A 16,779-nucleotide genomic window follows, 5' to 3' on the forward strand; every position below is an offset into this window, starting at 1 on the left:
TCCCACGCGGAGCGTGGGAACGATCAAAAAAAACGCCGCTCATCTCACGATGGGCGGCGTTTTTTATTGCCTTGCAGCGTTAGGCTTGAACGACCGGGATCTTGGCGTTCGCAGCAGCTTCACGGAACTCGGCGATCTGGTCGAAGGACAGGTAGCGGTAGACATCGGCCGCCATGCTGTCGATCTTGCCAGCGTATTCCATGTACTCCTCGACGGTCGGCAGGCGACCCAGGATCGAAGCAACGGACGCCAGCTCGGCCGAGGCCAGGTAGACGTTCGCGCCGTCGCCCAGACGGTTCGGGAAGTTACGGGTCGACGTCGAGACCACGGTGCTGTTCGGCTCAACGCGTGCCTGGTTACCCATGCACAGCGAGCAGCCTGGCATTTCCATGCGTGCGCCGGCCTTGCCGTAGATGCCGTAGTAGCCTTCTTCGGTCAGTTGGTGAGCGTCCATCTTGGTCGGCGGCGACAGCCACAGACGGGTTGGCAGCTGACCCTTGACCTGATCCAGCAGTTTACCGGCAGCGCGGAAGTGACCGATGTTGGTCATGCACGAACCGATGAACACTTCGTCGATCTTCTCGCCAGCAACGCTGGACAGCAGACGGGCGTCGTCCGGATCGTTCGGCGCGCAGAGCACAGGCTCGTTGATCTCGGCCAGATCGATTTCGATGACTTCGGCGTATTCGGCGTCGGCATCGGCTTCCATCAGCTCAGGATTGGCGATCCAGGCTTCCATCGCTTGAGCGCGGCGTTCCAGGGTGCGCGCATCGCCGTAGCCTTCGCCGATCATCCAGCGCAGCAGGGTGATGTTGGACTGCAGGTACTCGGTGATCGACTCTTTCGACAGCTTGATGGTGCAACCGGCAGCCGAACGTTCGGCCGAGGCGTCGGACAGTTCGAACGCCTGCTCCAGGGTCAGACCTTCCAGGCCTTCGATTTCCAGGATGCGGCCGGAGAAGGCGTTTTTCTTGCCTTTCTTCTCGACGGTCAGCAGACCGTTCTGGATAGCGAAGTACGGAATGGCATGAACCAGGTCACGCAGGGTGATGCCAGGTTTCATCTTGCCTTTGAAGCGCACCAGGATCGATTCCGGCATGTCCAGCGGCATGACGCCAGTGGCAGCGGCGAACGCGACCAGACCGGAACCGGCCGGGAACGAGATGCCCATCGGGAAACGGGTGTGCGAGTCACCACCGGTACCGACGGTGTCCGGCAGCAGCATGCGGTTCAGCCACGAGTGGATGATGCCGTCGCCCGGACGCAGGGAAACGCCGCCGCGGGTCATGATGAAGTCAGGCAGGGTGTGGTGGGTGGTCACGTCGATCGGCTTTGGATAAGCCGCGGTGTGGCAGAACGACTGCATCACCAGATCAGCGGAGAAGCCCAGGCACGCCAGGTCTTTCAGTTCGTCACGGGTCATTGGACCTGTGGTGTCCTGAGAACCTACGGTGGTCATCTTCGGTTCGCAATAGGTGCCAGGACGCACGCCCTGGCCTTCTGCCAGACCGCAGGCCTTGCCGACCATTTTCTGCGCCAGGGTGAAGCCCTTGGTGCTTTCAGCCGGAGCTTCAGGCTTCTTGAACAGATCGAACGGCGGCAGACCCAGTTCGGCGCGAGCCTTCTCGGTCAGGCCACGGCCGATGATCAGCGGGATACGACCACCGGCACGGACTTCGTCCAGCAGCACCGGGGTTTTCATTTCGAAAGTGGTGATGACTTCGTCGGTACCGTGCTTGCAGACTTTGCCAGCGTGCGGGTACAGGTCGATCACGTCGCCCATGTTCATGTTCGACACGTCGAACTCGATCGGCAGGGCGCCGGCATCTTCCATGGTGTTGTAGAAGATCGGAGCGATCTTGCTGCCGAAGCAGAAACCGCCAGCGCGCTTGTTCGGCACGTACGGGATGTCGTCGCCGAAGAACCACAGCACCGAGTTGGTGGCCGATTTACGCGAGGAACCGGTACCGACCACGTCACCGACGTAGGCGATCGGGAAGCCCTGGCCGCGCATTTCTTCGATCTGCTTCATCGGGCCGGTCTTGCCTTGCTCGTCCGGAACGATGCCGTCACGGGCCATTTTCAGCATGGCCAGGGCGTGCAGCGGGATGTCAGGACGCGACCAGGCGTCTGGCGCAGGGGAGAGGTCGTCGGTGTTGGTTTCGCCGGTGACCTTGAATACGCGCAGGCTGATCTTGTCGGCCAGGACCGGGCGCTTCTTGAACCACTCGCCGTCAGCCCAGGATTGCAGCACGGCCTTGGCGTGAACGTTGCCGTTCTTGGCTTTTTCAGCGACATCGTGGAAGGCATCGAACATCAGCAGGGTGTGCTTGAGTTCTTCGGCGGCGACTGGCGCCAGCTCGGCGTCGTCCAGCAGTTCAACGAGGGTGACGATGTTGTAGCCGCCCTGCATGGTGCCGAGCAGTTCTACAGCGCGTTTCTTGTCCAGCAGAGGGGAGGTGGCTTCGCCCTTGGCCAGGGCAGACAGGAAGCCGGCCTTGACGTAGGCGGCTTCGTCCACTCCAGGTGGTACGCGATTGGTGATCAGGTCAACGAGGAAAGCTTCTTCGCCAGCCGGAGGGTTCTTCAGCAGCTCGATCAGGCCTGCTGTTTGTTCGGCGTTAAGCGGCTGGGGAACGATACCCAGGGCTGCACGCTCTTCGATATGTTTGCGGTAGGCTTCAAGCACAGTTATTACCCTCATCAGTGGTCCCAAATGGGTGTCCGGGACGCTCATCCCGAAATTGCCGTACTCATGCGCCTCACGACGTTGTGGGTCGTTCGGCCAGAATTACCGGCAATTCCTTACAGAAGCTGCTTTCAAAGTTTTACGCCTGCAGAACGGGGAGCTGATGAGGGTTGGCGTTGGGCTTTTCCCCGCTGGAAAAACCCTTCGCCAACACCGCTCTGAAGGAACGACTGTGCTCGTGACGCTTTGAAAACAGCTTCTAACGGACATTGGCGCCTTAAAAGGCTGGCTGATTCTACGGCAAAAAAAATTTAAAGGTAAGTCGCGCTCTATTGGACTTTCGTGGCAATCAGCGCGGCCGGAGCAAACCTGCGACGCTGGCGAGACCTTGCTGTTTGAGGGGTGATCAATGCCCGACAAAGGGCTAACATGCCGGCCTGTTCCGCGTTTCAGTGTTCTGCCCATTTATGCCCAATCAGACCATCAAGACCCCCTGCGTCGGCCTCTGCTCCACCGTTTACGGTGACCTGGTGTGCCGTGGCTGCAAGCGTTTTCACCACGAGGTGATCCATTGGAACGGGTACAACGAGGAGGAAAAGCGTGCGGTGTGGCTGCGTCTGGAGCAATTGCTGTCACAAGTGATGGCGAGCAAAGTCGAGATCTTCGATCCGGCGCGCCTGCGCGAGCAGCTCGAACAGCGCAAGATCCGCTTCGTACCGCATCAGTCGGAATATTGCTGGGCCTATCAGCTGATTGCCCGGGGCGCGCGGGTGATCATTAATCTTGAGGCGTACGGGATGGTATTGCTGCCGGAGTTCCGCGACTGGAACCTGCCGGAACTGCGCGATGCCATTGATCGGGAATTCTTCCTGCTGTCGGAAGCGCATTATCAGCGCTACATTGCACCGGGCTTCCTGAAAGACGCCTTCGGCGCCTAGAAGCTTCGCGAGCAGGCTCGCTCCCACAGGGAAATGCATTCCAGATGTGGGAGCGAGCCTGCTCGCGAAAGCACCAGTCAGACATGGCAATCCTCAGTGTTTTACCGTCAATTCCACCAGATGATCCTCAACCTCCTGCGGCTTGAGTACCAGCACATCGCTTTCCAGCGTATCCAGCACCGCTTCAGCGGTATTGCCGATCAACGCGCCTGACAGACCACTGCGCGCCACCGTGCCAATCACCGTCACCGCCGCCTGCAGCTTGTGCGCCATGAACGGGATCAGCACATCTGCCGGGCCTTCCTCGATGTGAAGGTGCTCGTCATCGACATCGAACTCCGCCTGAAACGCCCGGCACTGCTCGCGGTATTTGGCTTCTATGGTCGATTTCAGCTGAAACGTCGGGTCTGCCGCCGAGAGCATCGGCGACGGATGCGCGGTAATCACATGCAGGTGCGCTTTGGCCAGACTGGCGATGTCATAACCGTGATCGATGATGGTGCTGTGCAGATGCCGATGCTCACCGTCGGCATTGCCGACATCGACCGCAGCCAGAATCACTTTGTCCTTCCACGAACCGGCGGTTTTTACCAGCAGCACCGGGGTAGGGCAGTGGCGCAGGAGCTTCCAGTCGGCCGGGGTCAGCAGGGCTTTTTTCAGGGAACTGTCGGGGAAATGCTGTTTGATCACCAGGCCGCAACCCTCGGCCTGCTGCACATCGATGATGGTTTCGTGCAGGCTCTCGTTCCACGCCTGTTCGGTGGTCACGCTGTAGCCTTCGGCGAGCAATGCCGCCTTGAGCACGCTGAGCAGGCCGGCGTGGTCATGCTTCTTGTCACACACCAGCAGATGCAGATGGGCCTGGGTGACACCGGCGATCAGCTTGGCGCGCTTGAGCGCCAGGCTTTCTGCATGTTCAGGTTCGATGACCACCAGAATGCTGCGAATGGCTTGCATGAGCGGAGTCTCCAGCAAAGAAAAGGCACGGCGTTGCACAACTATAGTTGCTACCCGAACGTCTGCGACTTGATGCATATCAACAGCCGCCGCTGGTGGTCTGCGGGCAGGCCGGTATAATCGGCGCCCTTCGCTCGAACACCTTTTACCGTGAGCCCCATGATCCTTCCCGAAATCCACGAATTCCTTGGCTGCCGCACGCCCGACGCCTGGGTCCAGGCGGCACTGGCCGATCAGGAAACCCTGCTGATCGATCACAAGAACTGTGAGTTCAAGGCCGCCAGCACGGCGCTGAGCCTGATTGCCAAGTACCACGCCCATGTCGACCTGATCAACATGATGTCGCGCCTGGCCCGGGAAGAACTGGTGCACCACGAGCAAGTCATGCGCATCATGAAGCGGCGCAAGATCGAACTGCGTCAGCTGCACGCCGGCCGCTACGCCTCGGGCCTGCGCAAAGTGGTGCGCAGCCATGAGCCGGTGAAACTGGTGGATACGCTGGTGGTTGGCGCTTTCATCGAAGCGCGCAGTTGCGAACGCTTTGAAGCATTGGTGCCGCATCTGGATGAAGAACTGGGCAAGTTCTATTTCGGTTTGCTGAAAAGCGAGGCGCGGCATTTTCAGGGTTATTTGAAGCTGGCCTATCAGTATGGTGATGCCAAGGATGTCGCGCAGGTGATCGACCGCGTCCGTGCGGCCGAGCAGGAACTGATCGAATCGCCGGACGAGGAATTCCGCTTCCACAGCGGTGTGCCCGCCTGAATTTGTTAAAAACTCTTAAGAGTATGAAACATCACCCAAAACCGGCCCGAGTGGCCGGTTTTTGCTGTCTGCCGTCATCGCCTGTTCGATGAATGCCAGCATAATATCGGCCCTTCCACGTTTGGCTTGGCAACGGTTGTTATGGATAACCTGGGTTTCGGCAAAGTTCTGCTGGTCGAAGACGATGAGCGTCTCGCCGCACTGATCGCACACTTTCTAGAACAGCACGGCTACGAGGTGCGCACGGTGCATCGCGGTGATCTGGCCATGGCTGCATTCCTGGAATTCAAGCCGAAAGTGCTGGTGCTCGACCTGATGTTGCCGGGGCAGAGCGGTTTGCAGGTATGCCGGGAAATTCGCAGTGTCTCGGACACGCCGATCGTGATCCTTACGGCCAAGGAAGACGATCTCGATCACATCCTCGGTCTGGAGTCCGGCGCTGACGACTACGTGATCAAACCGATCAAACCGCCGGTATTGCTTGCGCGGCTACGGGCGCTGCAACGGCGGCAGACGCCGGACAGCAGCGTGGTGAGTTTTCTTGAGTTCGGGCAATTGAGCATCGATCGCAGTTGCCGGGAAGTGCGCCTGACCGGTGAGCTGATCGAGCTGACCACCATGGAGTTCGAATTGCTCTGGTTGCTCGCCAGCGCGGCGGGCAAGATTCTTTCCCGCGATGACATTCTCAATCGCATGCGCGGCATTGCCTTCGACGGCCTCAATCGCAGCGTCGACGTCTACATCAGCAAATTGCGCAACAAACTCAAGGACAACCCTCGCGAGCCGGTGTGCATCAAGACCGTGTGGGGCAAGGGCTATTTGTTCAATCCGTTCGCGTGGGAGCTGTAGATGCTGCGCTTGTTCCTCGGGCTGTTTCTGGTGATGACGGTGGGTCTGGTGCTGGCCTTGCAGGCGGTCGAGCACACCTTCAATGCGTTGCTCGACAGCCAGACGCAGGATTACAACCGTGAAGCCGTGCGTGGTCAGGCGTGGTCGCTGGTCGATCATCTGCAAGGCCGCCAAGGCGCCGAGCGTGAACAGAAACTCGATTCATTGCGTGCGCATTACGGTCTGTCGCTGAGTCTGGTCGAGGCCGATCAACTGGCCCTCACACCGCAGGAAAAAGCCGAGCTCGCGCGGAACCTGTTGGTGATCCGCGACGATTACACGCAGTTCATCAGCAACATCGATGGTGGCTCGCAGTTGCTCAGCATCAAGCTGCCGCCAGAGCCGAGCCTGATGCCGTTCTACATCACCGCGGCGTACATGATGCTCGCGGTGTTGATCGGCATCGTTCTGTTTTTCTGGGTGCGCCCGCACTGGCGCGACCTGGAAAAGCTGCGGCTGGCGGCCGAGCGTTTCGGCGACAACGATCTGTCGGTGCGCATTCAGTTGTCGCGGCGCTCGAACATCCGCGATCTGGCCGAGCACTTCAATCTGATGGCGGCGCGCATCGAAGGCTTGATCGCCAACCAGCGCGAACTGACCAACGCGGTGTCTCACGAATTGCGCACACCGATTGCGCGGCTGTCGTTCGAACTTGATCAGCTCAAACAGCTACCGGACGCCAGCGAGAATCGCGAGCTGATCGCCGACATGTATGCCGACCTTGGTGAGCTGGAGGAGATGGTCTCGGAGCTGCTGACCTACGCCAGCCTCGAGCACGGCGCGACAGTGATCAAACGGGAGAATATTCACGCGGCCGACTGGCTAGACAGCGTTGTCGGCAGTGTGGCGCTTGAGGCCGAAGCAGTGGGGGTGCAGTTGTCGATCGCCGGTTGCCAGGTCGACACGGTAAGCATCGAACCGCGCTTCATGGCGCGGGCGGTGATCAACCTTTTGCGCAATGCCATTCGCTATGCCGAGCAGCGCGTTGAGGTGTCGCTGCAGCGCAATGGCGATGACTATGAAGTGCGGGTCAGCGATGACGGCCCGGGCGTGCCGCTGGAGGGACGGGAGAAAATCTTCGAACCGTTTTCCCGGCTGGACGCCAGCCGGGATCGGCGCACTGGCGGTTTTGGATTGGGCCTGGCGCTGGTGCGGCGGGTGTCGCAGTCCCATGGCGGGCAGGTTGAGGTTGGCGAATCGGTGTGGGGCGGGGCGTTGTTCAGGATGACCTGGGCGCATCTGGACTGATTGATATTGCCTGACCCGGCCCCTTCGCGAGCAGGCTCGCTCCCACAGGTGATCGCAATCCAAATGTGGGAGCGAGCCTGCTCGCGAAGGGCGCGGTGTTCAGCGAGTCACGCCGAGTCGCTCATGCCACTGGGCGATCGATTCTTCGGGATATTCATCGAACTGCTGATCATTCGGCTTCGCCTCGACTTCAACCCAGGGCGCTTTCGAGCCAAGCATCAGGTGCGTGTGTTCCGGCGGCACCGGCAGCGGCGTATCGATCGTCGAGGCGAATGGATGAATCAGCTCTGGCCACTCCGGGCTGAACAGCCACAGGCCGCTGCCGCACAGCGAGCAGAAGTGACGCTCGGCGCTGCTGCGATGGGCGCGTTTATCGCCGTCAGCTTTCATCTTCGCGTGATAGATGCTGATGTTTTTGCGTCCGCGAACCTTGAGAGTGGTCGCGTCGCCGCCAAGGTTGATCGCATAACCGCCACCGCCCTGGGTCTTGCGGCAGATCGAGCAATAGCAGCGTTGATAAGGATAAGGATGGGCGCTGTCGAGGCTGAACGTGACTTCGCCGCAATGGCAGGAGCCTTCGAGGTGCATGGTGCTCTCCTGTGTCTGAATGGTCCGCTTCAGCCTAGAACATTCTGCCTGATGCTTGCCGGTGTGATGCGACCGGCGGGCGCAGCGTCTAGCCCCAGTGTCCCCGCGATCCCATGGGGCGAGACTTTCGGAACCCGGCATGCAAGCGCTGTTGAACGAGATCCTTGACGCCGTCCGGCCCCTGATCGGGCAGGGCAAAGTTGCTGACTATATTCCCGCCCTCGGCACGGTGCCGGCCAACCAGTTGGGCATCGCCGTGTACAGTAACGACGGCGAAATGTATTGCGCCGGCGACGCTGAAACGCCGTTCTCGGTGCAGAGTATTTCCAAGGTATTCAGCCTGGTGCAGGCCATCGATCACTCCGGCGAAGCGATCTGGGAGCGGCTTGGCCACGAGCCGTCCGGCCAGCCGTTCAATTCGCTGGTGCAACTGGAATTCGAGCGCGGCCGCCCGCGCAATCCGTTCATCAACGCCGGGGCGCTGGTGATCTGCGACATCAACCAGTCGCGCTTCGCCGCGCCGACATTGTCGATGCGCGACTTCGTCCGACGCCTGTCCGGCAACCCGCAGATCATGATCGACGGCAAGGTCGCCGACTCCGAATACCAGCACCGCGCGCGCAATGCGGCGATGGCGTATCTGATGCAATCGTTCGGCAACTTTCACAACGATGTCGAGGCGGTGTTGCGCAGCTATTTCAGCCATTGCGCGCTGCGGATGAATTGCATCGATCTGGCGCGGGCGTTCTGCTTTCTGGCCAATGACGGGTTCTGCAAGCACAGCGGCGAGCAGATTTTGACGCGCCGCCAGACCCAACAGGTCAACTCGATCATGGCCACCAGCGGTCTGTATGACGAGGCGGGCAACTTCGCTTATCGCGTCGGCCTGCCGGGCAAGAGCGGGGTCGGCGGCGGCATCGTTGCGGTGGTGCCGGGGCAGTTCAGCGTGTGCGTGTGGTCGCCCGAGCTGAATGCCGCCGGTAACTCGCTGGCGGGGATGGCGGCGCTGGAACTGCTGAGCTCAAGGATTGGCTGGTCCGTCTTCTGAAGACACACCACGATTTCCAGTGTGGGAGCGAGCCTGCTCGCGAAGAGGTCGGCACATTCAGCATCGATGTCGTCTGGTCGGACGCTTTCGAGCAGGCTCGCTCCCACCGGGTGCAGTGTTGCTTTGCAGGATCGTGTTCTATACATTTTCCGGCCGCCCTCTGCATGGTGAATCCGCTTCATGTCTCTTGCGCTCGAACGTCTAGTCGCTGGCACGCCGATCCCTTTCGCTGGTAACCGCGTCACCGTGGTCAGCCCCGAACTGGCCGCGCGGTTTCAGCCCGGTGACCATCTGCTGGTCGAGCAGGTCAGTGGCGAGTTGTTGCTGATCCCCGTGGCCGATCAACAGGCCGCCTCGGTGGCAATCGAGCGTGCGGCTGCGGCATTCACAGCGTTGTCGGCCGTGTCCGATGAAGCCATCAGCCGGTTCTTCGATCTATTCGCTCAGCGCCTGGAAAGTCCTGAATGCTGGACGCAGATCGAAGCCGCCAACCGCGCCGACATCGAACGGGCCAAGGCGCGCGGCCGCTCGACCACACGCTTGCTCGCTGATGAACGCATGCGCCGCGACATGATCGCCGGGCTGCGCGCCTGGCGTGATGCGCCACCGACCCGGGGCAAAGTGATCAGCAGTGTCGAGCACGATGGCTGGAAGGTTGAGCAAGTGGTCTCGCCGCTGGGCATCGTCGCGTTTGTCTTCGAAGGCCGGCCCAACGTATTTGCCGACGCCGCCGGGGTGTTGCGCACTGGTAATACGGCTGTGCTGCGCATCGGCAGCGATGCGTTGGGCACTGCGCAAACCATCGTCACTCACGCCTTGAACCCGGCACTGGCCGAAGCCGGCTTGCCGGTTGGAGCGGTGTCGTTGGTCGAAAGTGTCAATCATGCTGCCGGCTGGGCGATGTTTGCCGATCGGCGTCTGTCGCTGGCGGTGGCGCGCGGCTCGGGCCGTGCGGTCAGTCAGTTGGGCAGCATCGCCCAGCAGGCCGGCACTGCCGTCAGCCTGCACGGCACCGGCGGCGCGTGGCTGATCGCCGACCGTGACGCCGACGCCACTCGCTTCGCGGCAGTGGTGCGCAACTCGCTGGACCGCAAGGTCTGCAATACCCTGAACGTCTGCCTGATTCAGCGCGAACGTGCCGATGAGCTGGTGCCGCTGTTCCTTGAAGCTTTGAAAGACGCCGGTACTGCGCGCGGCCAAGGCTGCAAATTGCACATCGTCGCGGGCAGTGAAAGTTGCCTGCCAAGCGAATGGCAGAACGCAACAGTCGAGGTTTATCGCGCCGAGGGTTACCAGACCGAAGCGCTGGCCGAGTCTTTGCCCGAGTCGGAGCTGGGCCGCGAGTGGGAATGGGAAGAAACCCCGGAAGTCAGCCTGATGATTGTCGACGATCTGGATCAGGCGATTGCGCTGTTCAACCGTTACAGCCCGCAATTCACCGTGTCGTTGATCAGCGAGGCGGCGGCGGTTCAGGAACGTTTCTACAACGCGGTGAATGCCCCGTTCGTAGGCAACGGCATCACCCGTTGGGTCGATGGCCAGTACGCGTTGAACAAGCCTGAGCTGGGTCTTTCGAACTGGGAGAGCGGGCGCCTGTTTGCGCGCAGCGCGATTCTTTCCGGCGATGGCGTGTTTACCGTGCGTAGCCGGATGACTCAGGTTGATCTCACGGTGAAACGCTGATCTGTTGATCGTTCCCACGCTCCGCGTGGGAATGCAGCCCGTGACGCTCCGCGTCACTGGACGCAGAGCGTCCCTAGAGGCATTCCCACGCAGAGCGTGGGAACGATCACGGTGGTGAGTCAGGCAGCGTGGCTGGCTTGCGCGCTGATCGCGCAAGTCTCAGGTTGCTCGACCAGCGGCACAAAGGTGCGGCGATCGGAAGAGAGCGCGTCGATCGAGCCGGTCTCGATGTCGTAAACCCAGCCATGCAGATTCAGCCGCCCTTGCTCCTGGGCCAGGCGCACACTCGGGTGGGTCTGAATATTCGCCAGTTGCGCGATCACGTTCTCGCGCACCATCGAACTTACTTTCGCCGCGTCGCTGCCATGCACGCGCGCTTCGTTCATCACCTTCGCCGACTCGGCATGCTGCAGCCAGCCGCTGACGGCGGGCAGGTGATCCATGCATTTGCACTGGGCAATCGCCGTCATTGCGCCGCAATCGGAGTGGCCGCAAATCACGATATCGGTCACCCCCAGTACCGCCACCGCATACTCCACCGTCGCCGAGACCCCGCCCGGATGCGGGCTGTAGGAGGGCACGATATTGCCGGCGTTACGGATCACGAACAGTTCGCCGGGTTCTTGCTGGGTCAGTAGCTCAGGCACCACGCGGCTGTCGGAGCAGGTGATGAACAGCGTGCCGGGTTGCTGAGTCGTGGCCAGATGTTTGAACAGTTCGCTGCGTTGCGGGAAGGCTTCGTTCTGGAATTTCAGGAAGCCGTCGATCAGGGCTTTCATGGGCGTGTCCTCGTGGCAGAAATGAGATGGCCCGCACGCAGGATGCGGGCCGGGCGCATTAGAACGGGCGCAGCGGCAGGAACTTGCCGTCGAGGGTCACCACGGCGCGGGAGCCGCCTTCCGGGTCTTCGACTTTCTTGATGTCCAGTTTGAAGTTGATCGCACTGATGATGCCGTCACCGAACTGCTCGTGAACCAACGCTTTCAGCGTGGTGCCGTAGATCTGGATCATTTCGTAAAAACGGTAGATGGTCGGATCGGTCGGCACGCCGCTGAGGCTGCCGCGCAAAGGAATGATCTGCAGAGCGGCGACGTCATCGGCGCTCAGATCAAGCTTGTCGCCGACCACTTGAGCAGCATTTTCCGGCAGAGGATGCTGGCCGAGCAGGGCGGCGGTGACATAAGCCAGGCTGAGGCCGGTGCCGTCAGCGAGATCCTGCCACGACAGAGCTTTTTTCGCCTTGGCGTCGAGAACGCGGGTGGTCAGGGCCAGGCTGTTGTCGTTGTAGGCGTGGGACTGTTGCATGGTGTCACTCCTTTCAAGGTTTGGCTTGCTGTGTGGAAGCAATGTTGCGCCGGCCAATCCATAGCGTCCAAGACCGATATACAATGCTTCGCATAAGTCCTGCCTATAGATGGTGTCCTCATGCTGTTGCGACATTTGCGTTATTTGCTCGCCGTTGCCGATCACGGTGGCTTCACCCGCGCCGCCGAAGCGCTGCACGTGTCGCAGCCGACGTTGTCGCAGCAGATCCGGCAGTTGGAAGAAACCCTCGGCGTCAGCCTGTTTGATCGCACCTCACGCACTGTGAAGCCGACGGATGCAGGCGCGGCTTACATTGAATGCGCACGGCGCGTGCTAGTGGAGCTGGAGGCCGGACAGCGCGCCTTGCACGATGTGAAGGACTTGTCCCGCGGCACGCTACGCCTGGCGATGACGCCGACGTTCATGGCGTATCTGGTCGGGCCGTTGGTGCGTGACTACAGGGCACGGTTTCCCGGGATTCATCTTGAAATCTTCGAATTGTCGATGGACGACATCGAGGCCGGGCTGGCGGATGACTCGCTGGATGTCGCGATCGCGTTTACGCCGGTGCGCAATGCCGATATCGAATGCATACCGGCGTTTACCGAGACGCTGGGGATCATGGTCGGGCCTGGGCATCCGCTCTATGACAGCCCTTCGGTGTTGACGTCGACGGAATTGGCTTCACTGGATTTCGCCTTGCTGGCGCCGGGCTTCATTACGCGGTTATTGGTGGATGAGTATTTCCGTGAGCACGGGATTACGCCGCAGGTGCGGATTGAAGTGAATTCGGTGAGTACGTTGCTGGAAGTGGTGCGGCATGCGCCGCTGGCGACTATGTTGCCCGAGGCGATTGCCAGCGAAGACCGCGCGTTGCGCCGCTTGCGGGTCGAAGGGGAGGCGCCACAGCGTGGCGCGGCGTTGTTGCGGCGCAGAAATAATTATCACAGTGCGGCGGCGTTGGCGTTTGTGGAGCTGGTGCTCGGCATGAAAAGCCCCTCACCCTAACCCTCTCCCAGCGGGAGAGGGGACTGACCGAGGTGTTTGGTCAAGTTACTCCGACCTGAACGAGCTTCGTTGACTCATAATCGCCACGGTCATTCAGGTCTACGGTTGAGCTGAGGCAACTCGGTCGGCTCCCTCTCCCTCGGGAGAGGGCTGGGGTGAGGGGCGACGGGGGCACTCACGCCGCAAAACTCAAAAGAACAACAAAGGGCCTGCTCCCAATCGGAAGCAGGCCCTTAGTTAAATAACCTACAACTCAATACAACCGATCAATCACCCGAACTTCATTCTGATTCTGCATCGAATCCCACGCCTGTTTCAGCGTCTGCAGCACACTGCCGATGAAGTCCTTGTCGGCCGCAGCCTTCTTGCCGACATAACCGTGGCCGCGGCGGTACATCTTCAGGCGGGCCAGCAGGTTCTGGTGGTTGCGGTCGAATTCCTCTTCGCCAGCGTGGGGCGACAGGCAGTCGATGTGTACCTGGCCCGACTTGCTGATCCAGAGAATATGGCTGTCGTGGCTGTCTTTCTGCGCCGCGAACATACGCGCCAGTTCTTCGATGGTGGGTTGATTGTTCAGATTCATTGTTATGCCCCTTGACCAGTCTGGTGATCTTTCAAAGTTGATTCGCTAATACAGGTAGCCCATCGGTTAGTTGATCCCTGGCACCGAAACCAGGACGTCAGCGCTCGCCCATATGAAGTACGGGGTCATGCATCTGTTGCATGTAGTCGTGTTGAATAACTGCTACGCAATAGCGTCACAACGAGGAGAAGCAGCGAAAACCGGGAGGCTCCTTGACGACAATCCAGTGTCGGCCACAAGCGTCTTGAGAATTTTCGCCAGCGCTTCTCGTCCTTGTACTGGACGTTCAGGCCAGGTCAGCTTCTTCAATCTGCCTTGTGGGCAGCGTGTATCCGGAAAAAACAACTCGGCGGTCAGACGAGTTTGCTCAAGCGTGTTACTAGTGCTCCCGATCGGGGAACGTCTTCATCATGCAAAAGCAAAACGACGCCGTCAACGGTTTTGTAGTGATTATTTTCAAGCACTACATATTGTCGGACAAAGCTGTTTTGGAATGAGAAAAGATCCGTTTCAGCATCGTAGAGAAGGGAACCGAGAGGGATTCAGCGAGTCGTCGGACGCGCCGTGCGTTTGCGCGTACCGGCGGTTTTGCCGGCCGTCGACTTGCGCTTTTTCTTCCACGGCGCTGCGGCTTTGCCGGCAGGCGGCGGGCCGCTGATGGTCAGGCTGAGGGCTGAGCAGCGGCTGACCTGCTTGCTCATCCACGCAGCCTGTTTGGTGACGAATTCTTCCAGACTCATCTCGCCGCTTTGCACCATGTCCAGCGCCTGTTCCCAGATCGCCGTAGTGCCAGGATCGGCGATCGCGCGCGGCACTGCGTCGATCAGGCTGAACGCGGCAGGTGTCGCCGCCAGCGCCTTGCCGTTCTTGACCAGATAACCACGATCCAGCAGCCCTTGGATGATCGATGCGCGGGTAGCTTCGGTGCCGATGCCGGTGGTGTCCTTGAGTTTCTGTTTGAGCAGCGGATCCTCGACCAGTTTGGCGACGTTCTTCATCGCCTTGATCAGATCGCCTTCGGTGTAAGGTTTTGGCGGCTGCGTCCAAAGGTCCTTGAGATTCACCTTCGCCACAGCGCATTCGACGCCTTGGCTCAGAGCCGGCAAGGTTTGCGGCGCCGGTGCTTCGCGGACCTTGGCCGGTGCCAGTGCTTCGGGCAATGCGCGCTTCCAGCCTGGTTCGATGATCTGCTTGCCGACCGCGCGCAACGCCTGCCCGTTGCAATCGAAATCGGCCTGGGTGCGATCATATTCGTGATTGGGCAGGAACTGCGCCAGGTAGCGCGCGCGAATCAGCGTGTACACCGCGCGATGCTTGCCGGTCAGACGTTCGAGGTTCTTCGCGGCGATGGTGGGGATGATGCCGTGGTGAGCGCTGACCTTGGCGTCATTCCAGGCCCTTGAGCGCCGCTGCGGTTCGAGAAAACCCTGCAACGCTTCAAGGCTCGAATCGGCCTGGCGCAACGCTGTGAGGATCGACGGCGCCTCACCGTGTTGACTCAACGGCAGAAATCCGCAATCACTGCGCGGATAGGTGATGACTTTGTAGGTTTCGTAAAGGGCCTGGGCGATGTCGAGGGTCTCCTGCGCGCCGAGGCCAAGTTTTTTCGAGCAGACTTCCTGCAAGGTGCCGAGATCGAAGGGCAGGGGCGCCACTTCGCGCATGCGCTCGGTTTTCAGCTTGATCACCCGTGCGCTGTCTGCACTGCTGATCGCCGCTGCCGCTTGCTGCGCCAACGCCTGATTCAGGCAGCGATCCTGATCATCACAAACGTCTGATGGTGCGCGCCACTGTGCGGTAAACGTCGTGCCATTGTGCAGCAAATCCACGTCGATTGCCCAGAACGGTACGGGGACGAAATCGGCGATGCTGCGGTCGCGGTCGACCACCAGTCGCAGGGTGGGCGTCTGCACTCGGCCCACAGGCAGCACGCCCTGATAACCCGACTGCCGGCCCAACAAGGTGAACAGTCGACTCATGTTCATGCCGATCAGCCAGTCCGCGCGTGAACGGCCCAGCGCCGAGTGATACAGGCTGAAGGTTTCGGCTCCCGGCTTCAGCGCGGCCAAGGCCTTGCGGATCGATGCCTCGTCCAGCGCCGACAGCCACAAGCGGCGGATCGGCCCGCGATAGCGGCAGTGCTCGACCAGTTCCCGGGCGATCATCTCGCCCTCACGGTCGGCGTCGGTGGCGATGATCAGTTCGCTGGCCTCGCCAAGCAGACGCTTCACCGCTTTGTACTGACTGGCGGTGCGCGGCTTGACGGTCATTTTCCATTTGTCGGGAATGATCGGCAGATCGGCCAGCACCCAGCGCTTGTAGCGCGCGTCGTAGGCATCCGGCGGCGCTGTTTCGAGCAAGTGGCCAATGCACCAGGTCACTGTGACGTCCGTCCCCAACCAGCAGCCGTCGCCGCGACGCCTGGCGCCGAGCACGGCCGCAATGTCTTTGGCCTGGGAAGGTTTTTCACAGAGGTACAGCCGCATAGCTACCATCGCTGGTTGGTTTGTGGAGAGGGCACAGAATGGCGGGAGTTCGCGGCGGGAGCAACTTTTATCTGTATGGATATACAGATAAAAGCGTTGCAGAAGGTTTAGCCGTTCGGCCGTAATCCAGTCGAGCTGCGCATCCATCAGCTATACCTGAACCGGTCTCTTCGCTGTGCTCAGGAGAACCTCATGAAAAGCCCCAGTCCCGTGATCAGCCTGGAACAACTTGCCGGGTGCCTGCTGGTGAAGTTCCACGGCATCCAGGTCGCCGCGTCCTCCCACGCGCTGATCCTCAACGAAGCCAACTATCCGCCGGTGTATTACATCCCGCGCGAAGACATCGACGAAAAATACTTCGCCCGCACGGACCACACCAGCTATTGCCCGTACAAGGGCGACGCCAACTATTTCAGCCTGCAAGTGCCCGGACATGAGGGTGCCAACGCGGTGTGGACGTACGAAAACCCGAAGGTCTCCGTCGCACCGATCCGCGACTACGTGGCGTTTTATCCGGACCAGGTGAAATTCGAAGTGATCAAGGCGGACGCCTGAGCAAAAAATGGCGAGAGAATCGCTTCCCTCGCCATTGTGTC

The 16,779-nt window shown here is 60.3% G+C and carries 15 protein-coding genes; 8 read left to right on the forward strand and 7 right to left on the reverse strand.

Going from position 1 to position 16,779, the window contains the following annotated elements:
* Nucleotides 1-79: 79 nt before the first annotated feature.
* The gene (acnB, locus tag AAEZ10_RS01295) at nt 80-2,689 is read right to left on the reverse strand and encodes a bifunctional aconitate hydratase 2/2-methylisocitrate dehydratase (protein WP_039763151.1); all 2,610 of its coding nucleotides are present in this window, start codon (nt 2,687-2,689) and stop codon (nt 80-82) included.
* Nucleotides 2,690-3,156: 467 nt separating this feature from the next.
* On the opposite strand from acnB, the gene AAEZ10_RS01300 reads away from it, so the two are divergent.
* Nucleotides 3,157-3,627 (forward strand): DUF1289 domain-containing protein, encoded by a 471-nt coding sequence (locus AAEZ10_RS01300; protein ID WP_024013275.1) that lies wholly within the window; start codon nt 3,157-3,159, stop codon nt 3,625-3,627.
* Nucleotides 3,628-3,720: 93 nt separating this feature from the next.
* Here the strand turns inward: AAEZ10_RS01300 and uspL are convergent, their stop codons facing one another.
* A complete protein-coding gene (gene uspL / locus AAEZ10_RS01305) occupies nt 3,721-4,584 on the reverse strand; it encodes a universal stress protein UspL (RefSeq protein ID WP_073471189.1) in 864 nt (287 codons plus the stop codon).
* Nucleotides 4,585-4,743: 159 nt separating this feature from the next.
* On the opposite strand from uspL, the gene AAEZ10_RS01310 reads away from it, so the two are divergent.
* The 3 genes from AAEZ10_RS01310 to AAEZ10_RS01320 all read left to right on the forward strand — a co-directional run bounded on the left by AAEZ10_RS01310 (nt 4,744) and on the right by AAEZ10_RS01320 (nt 7,482).
* Complete coding sequence (locus tag AAEZ10_RS01310; protein WP_073471188.1) at nt 4,744-5,346, forward strand: MiaE family protein; 603 nt, start codon at nt 4,744-4,746, stop codon at nt 5,344-5,346.
* A gap of 141 nt (nt 5,347-5,487) precedes the next feature.
* The gene (locus tag AAEZ10_RS01315; RefSeq protein WP_110645593.1) at nt 5,488-6,195 is read left to right on the forward strand and encodes a response regulator; all 708 of its coding nucleotides are present in this window, start codon (nt 5,488-5,490) and stop codon (nt 6,193-6,195) included.
* Entirely contained in the window at nt 6,196-7,482 is a 1,287-nt protein-coding gene (locus tag AAEZ10_RS01320; protein ID WP_350567132.1) for an ATP-binding protein, read from the forward strand.
* A 99-nt stretch (nt 7,483-7,581) separates the two neighbouring features.
* On the opposite strand, the gene AAEZ10_RS01325 is transcribed toward AAEZ10_RS01320, so the two are convergent.
* On the reverse strand, nt 7,582-8,070 hold the full coding sequence (locus AAEZ10_RS01325; RefSeq protein WP_348971044.1) for a GFA family protein: 489 nt from the start codon (nt 8,068-8,070) through the stop codon (nt 7,582-7,584).
* 139 nt (nt 8,071-8,209) lie between these two features.
* On the opposite strand from AAEZ10_RS01325, the gene glsB reads away from it, so the two are divergent.
* Both glsB and AAEZ10_RS01335 read left to right on the forward strand, forming a co-directional pair.
* Complete coding sequence (gene glsB, locus AAEZ10_RS01330) at nt 8,210-9,118, forward strand: glutaminase B (protein WP_024013269.1); 909 nt, start codon at nt 8,210-8,212, stop codon at nt 9,116-9,118.
* Nucleotides 9,119-9,298: 180 nt separating this feature from the next.
* Nucleotides 9,299-10,801, forward strand: a complete 1,503-nt coding sequence (locus tag AAEZ10_RS01335; protein WP_350567136.1) for an aldehyde dehydrogenase family protein — start codon at nt 9,299-9,301, stop codon at nt 10,799-10,801.
* A 119-nt stretch (nt 10,802-10,920) separates the two neighbouring features.
* Here the strand turns inward: AAEZ10_RS01335 and AAEZ10_RS01340 are convergent, their stop codons facing one another.
* A complete protein-coding gene (locus AAEZ10_RS01340; protein ID WP_350567139.1) occupies nt 10,921-11,580 on the reverse strand; it encodes a carbonic anhydrase in 660 nt (219 codons plus the stop codon).
* A gap of 58 nt (nt 11,581-11,638) precedes the next feature.
* A complete protein-coding gene (cynS, locus tag AAEZ10_RS01345) occupies nt 11,639-12,106 on the reverse strand; it encodes a cyanase (RefSeq protein WP_076562387.1) in 468 nt (155 codons plus the stop codon).
* Between the two features lie 120 nt (nt 12,107-12,226).
* On the opposite strand from cynS, the gene cynR reads away from it, so the two are divergent.
* Nucleotides 12,227-13,114 (forward strand): transcriptional regulator CynR, encoded by an 888-nt coding sequence (cynR, locus tag AAEZ10_RS01350; RefSeq protein ID WP_350567142.1) that lies wholly within the window; start codon nt 12,227-12,229, stop codon nt 13,112-13,114.
* Between the two features lie 253 nt (nt 13,115-13,367).
* On the opposite strand, the gene AAEZ10_RS01355 is transcribed toward cynR, so the two are convergent.
* Together AAEZ10_RS01355 and AAEZ10_RS01360 are read right to left on the reverse strand one after the other, a co-directional pair.
* Nucleotides 13,368-13,697 carry a hypothetical protein gene (locus tag AAEZ10_RS01355; protein ID WP_041480831.1) on the reverse strand — a complete coding sequence of 110 codons (330 nt, stop codon included), beginning with the start codon at nt 13,695-13,697 and terminating at the stop codon, nt 13,368-13,370.
* A gap of 542 nt (nt 13,698-14,239) precedes the next feature.
* On the reverse strand, nt 14,240-16,183 hold the full coding sequence (locus AAEZ10_RS01360; protein ID WP_350567145.1) for a DNA topoisomerase III: 1,944 nt from the start codon (nt 16,181-16,183) through the stop codon (nt 14,240-14,242).
* A 192-nt stretch (nt 16,184-16,375) separates the two neighbouring features.
* Between AAEZ10_RS01360 and AAEZ10_RS01365 the strand changes: the two genes are divergently transcribed.
* Nucleotides 16,376-16,738 (forward strand): DUF427 domain-containing protein, encoded by a 363-nt coding sequence (locus AAEZ10_RS01365; RefSeq protein ID WP_122751027.1) that lies wholly within the window; start codon nt 16,376-16,378, stop codon nt 16,736-16,738.
* The last annotated feature ends 41 nt before the right edge of the window (nt 16,739-16,779 follow it).

The organism is Pseudomonas sp. H26/SER47-MNA-CIBAN-0231, from assembly GCF_040310465.1.
Classification (GTDB): domain Bacteria; phylum Pseudomonadota; class Gammaproteobacteria; order Pseudomonadales; family Pseudomonadaceae; genus Aquipseudomonas; species Aquipseudomonas atacamensis.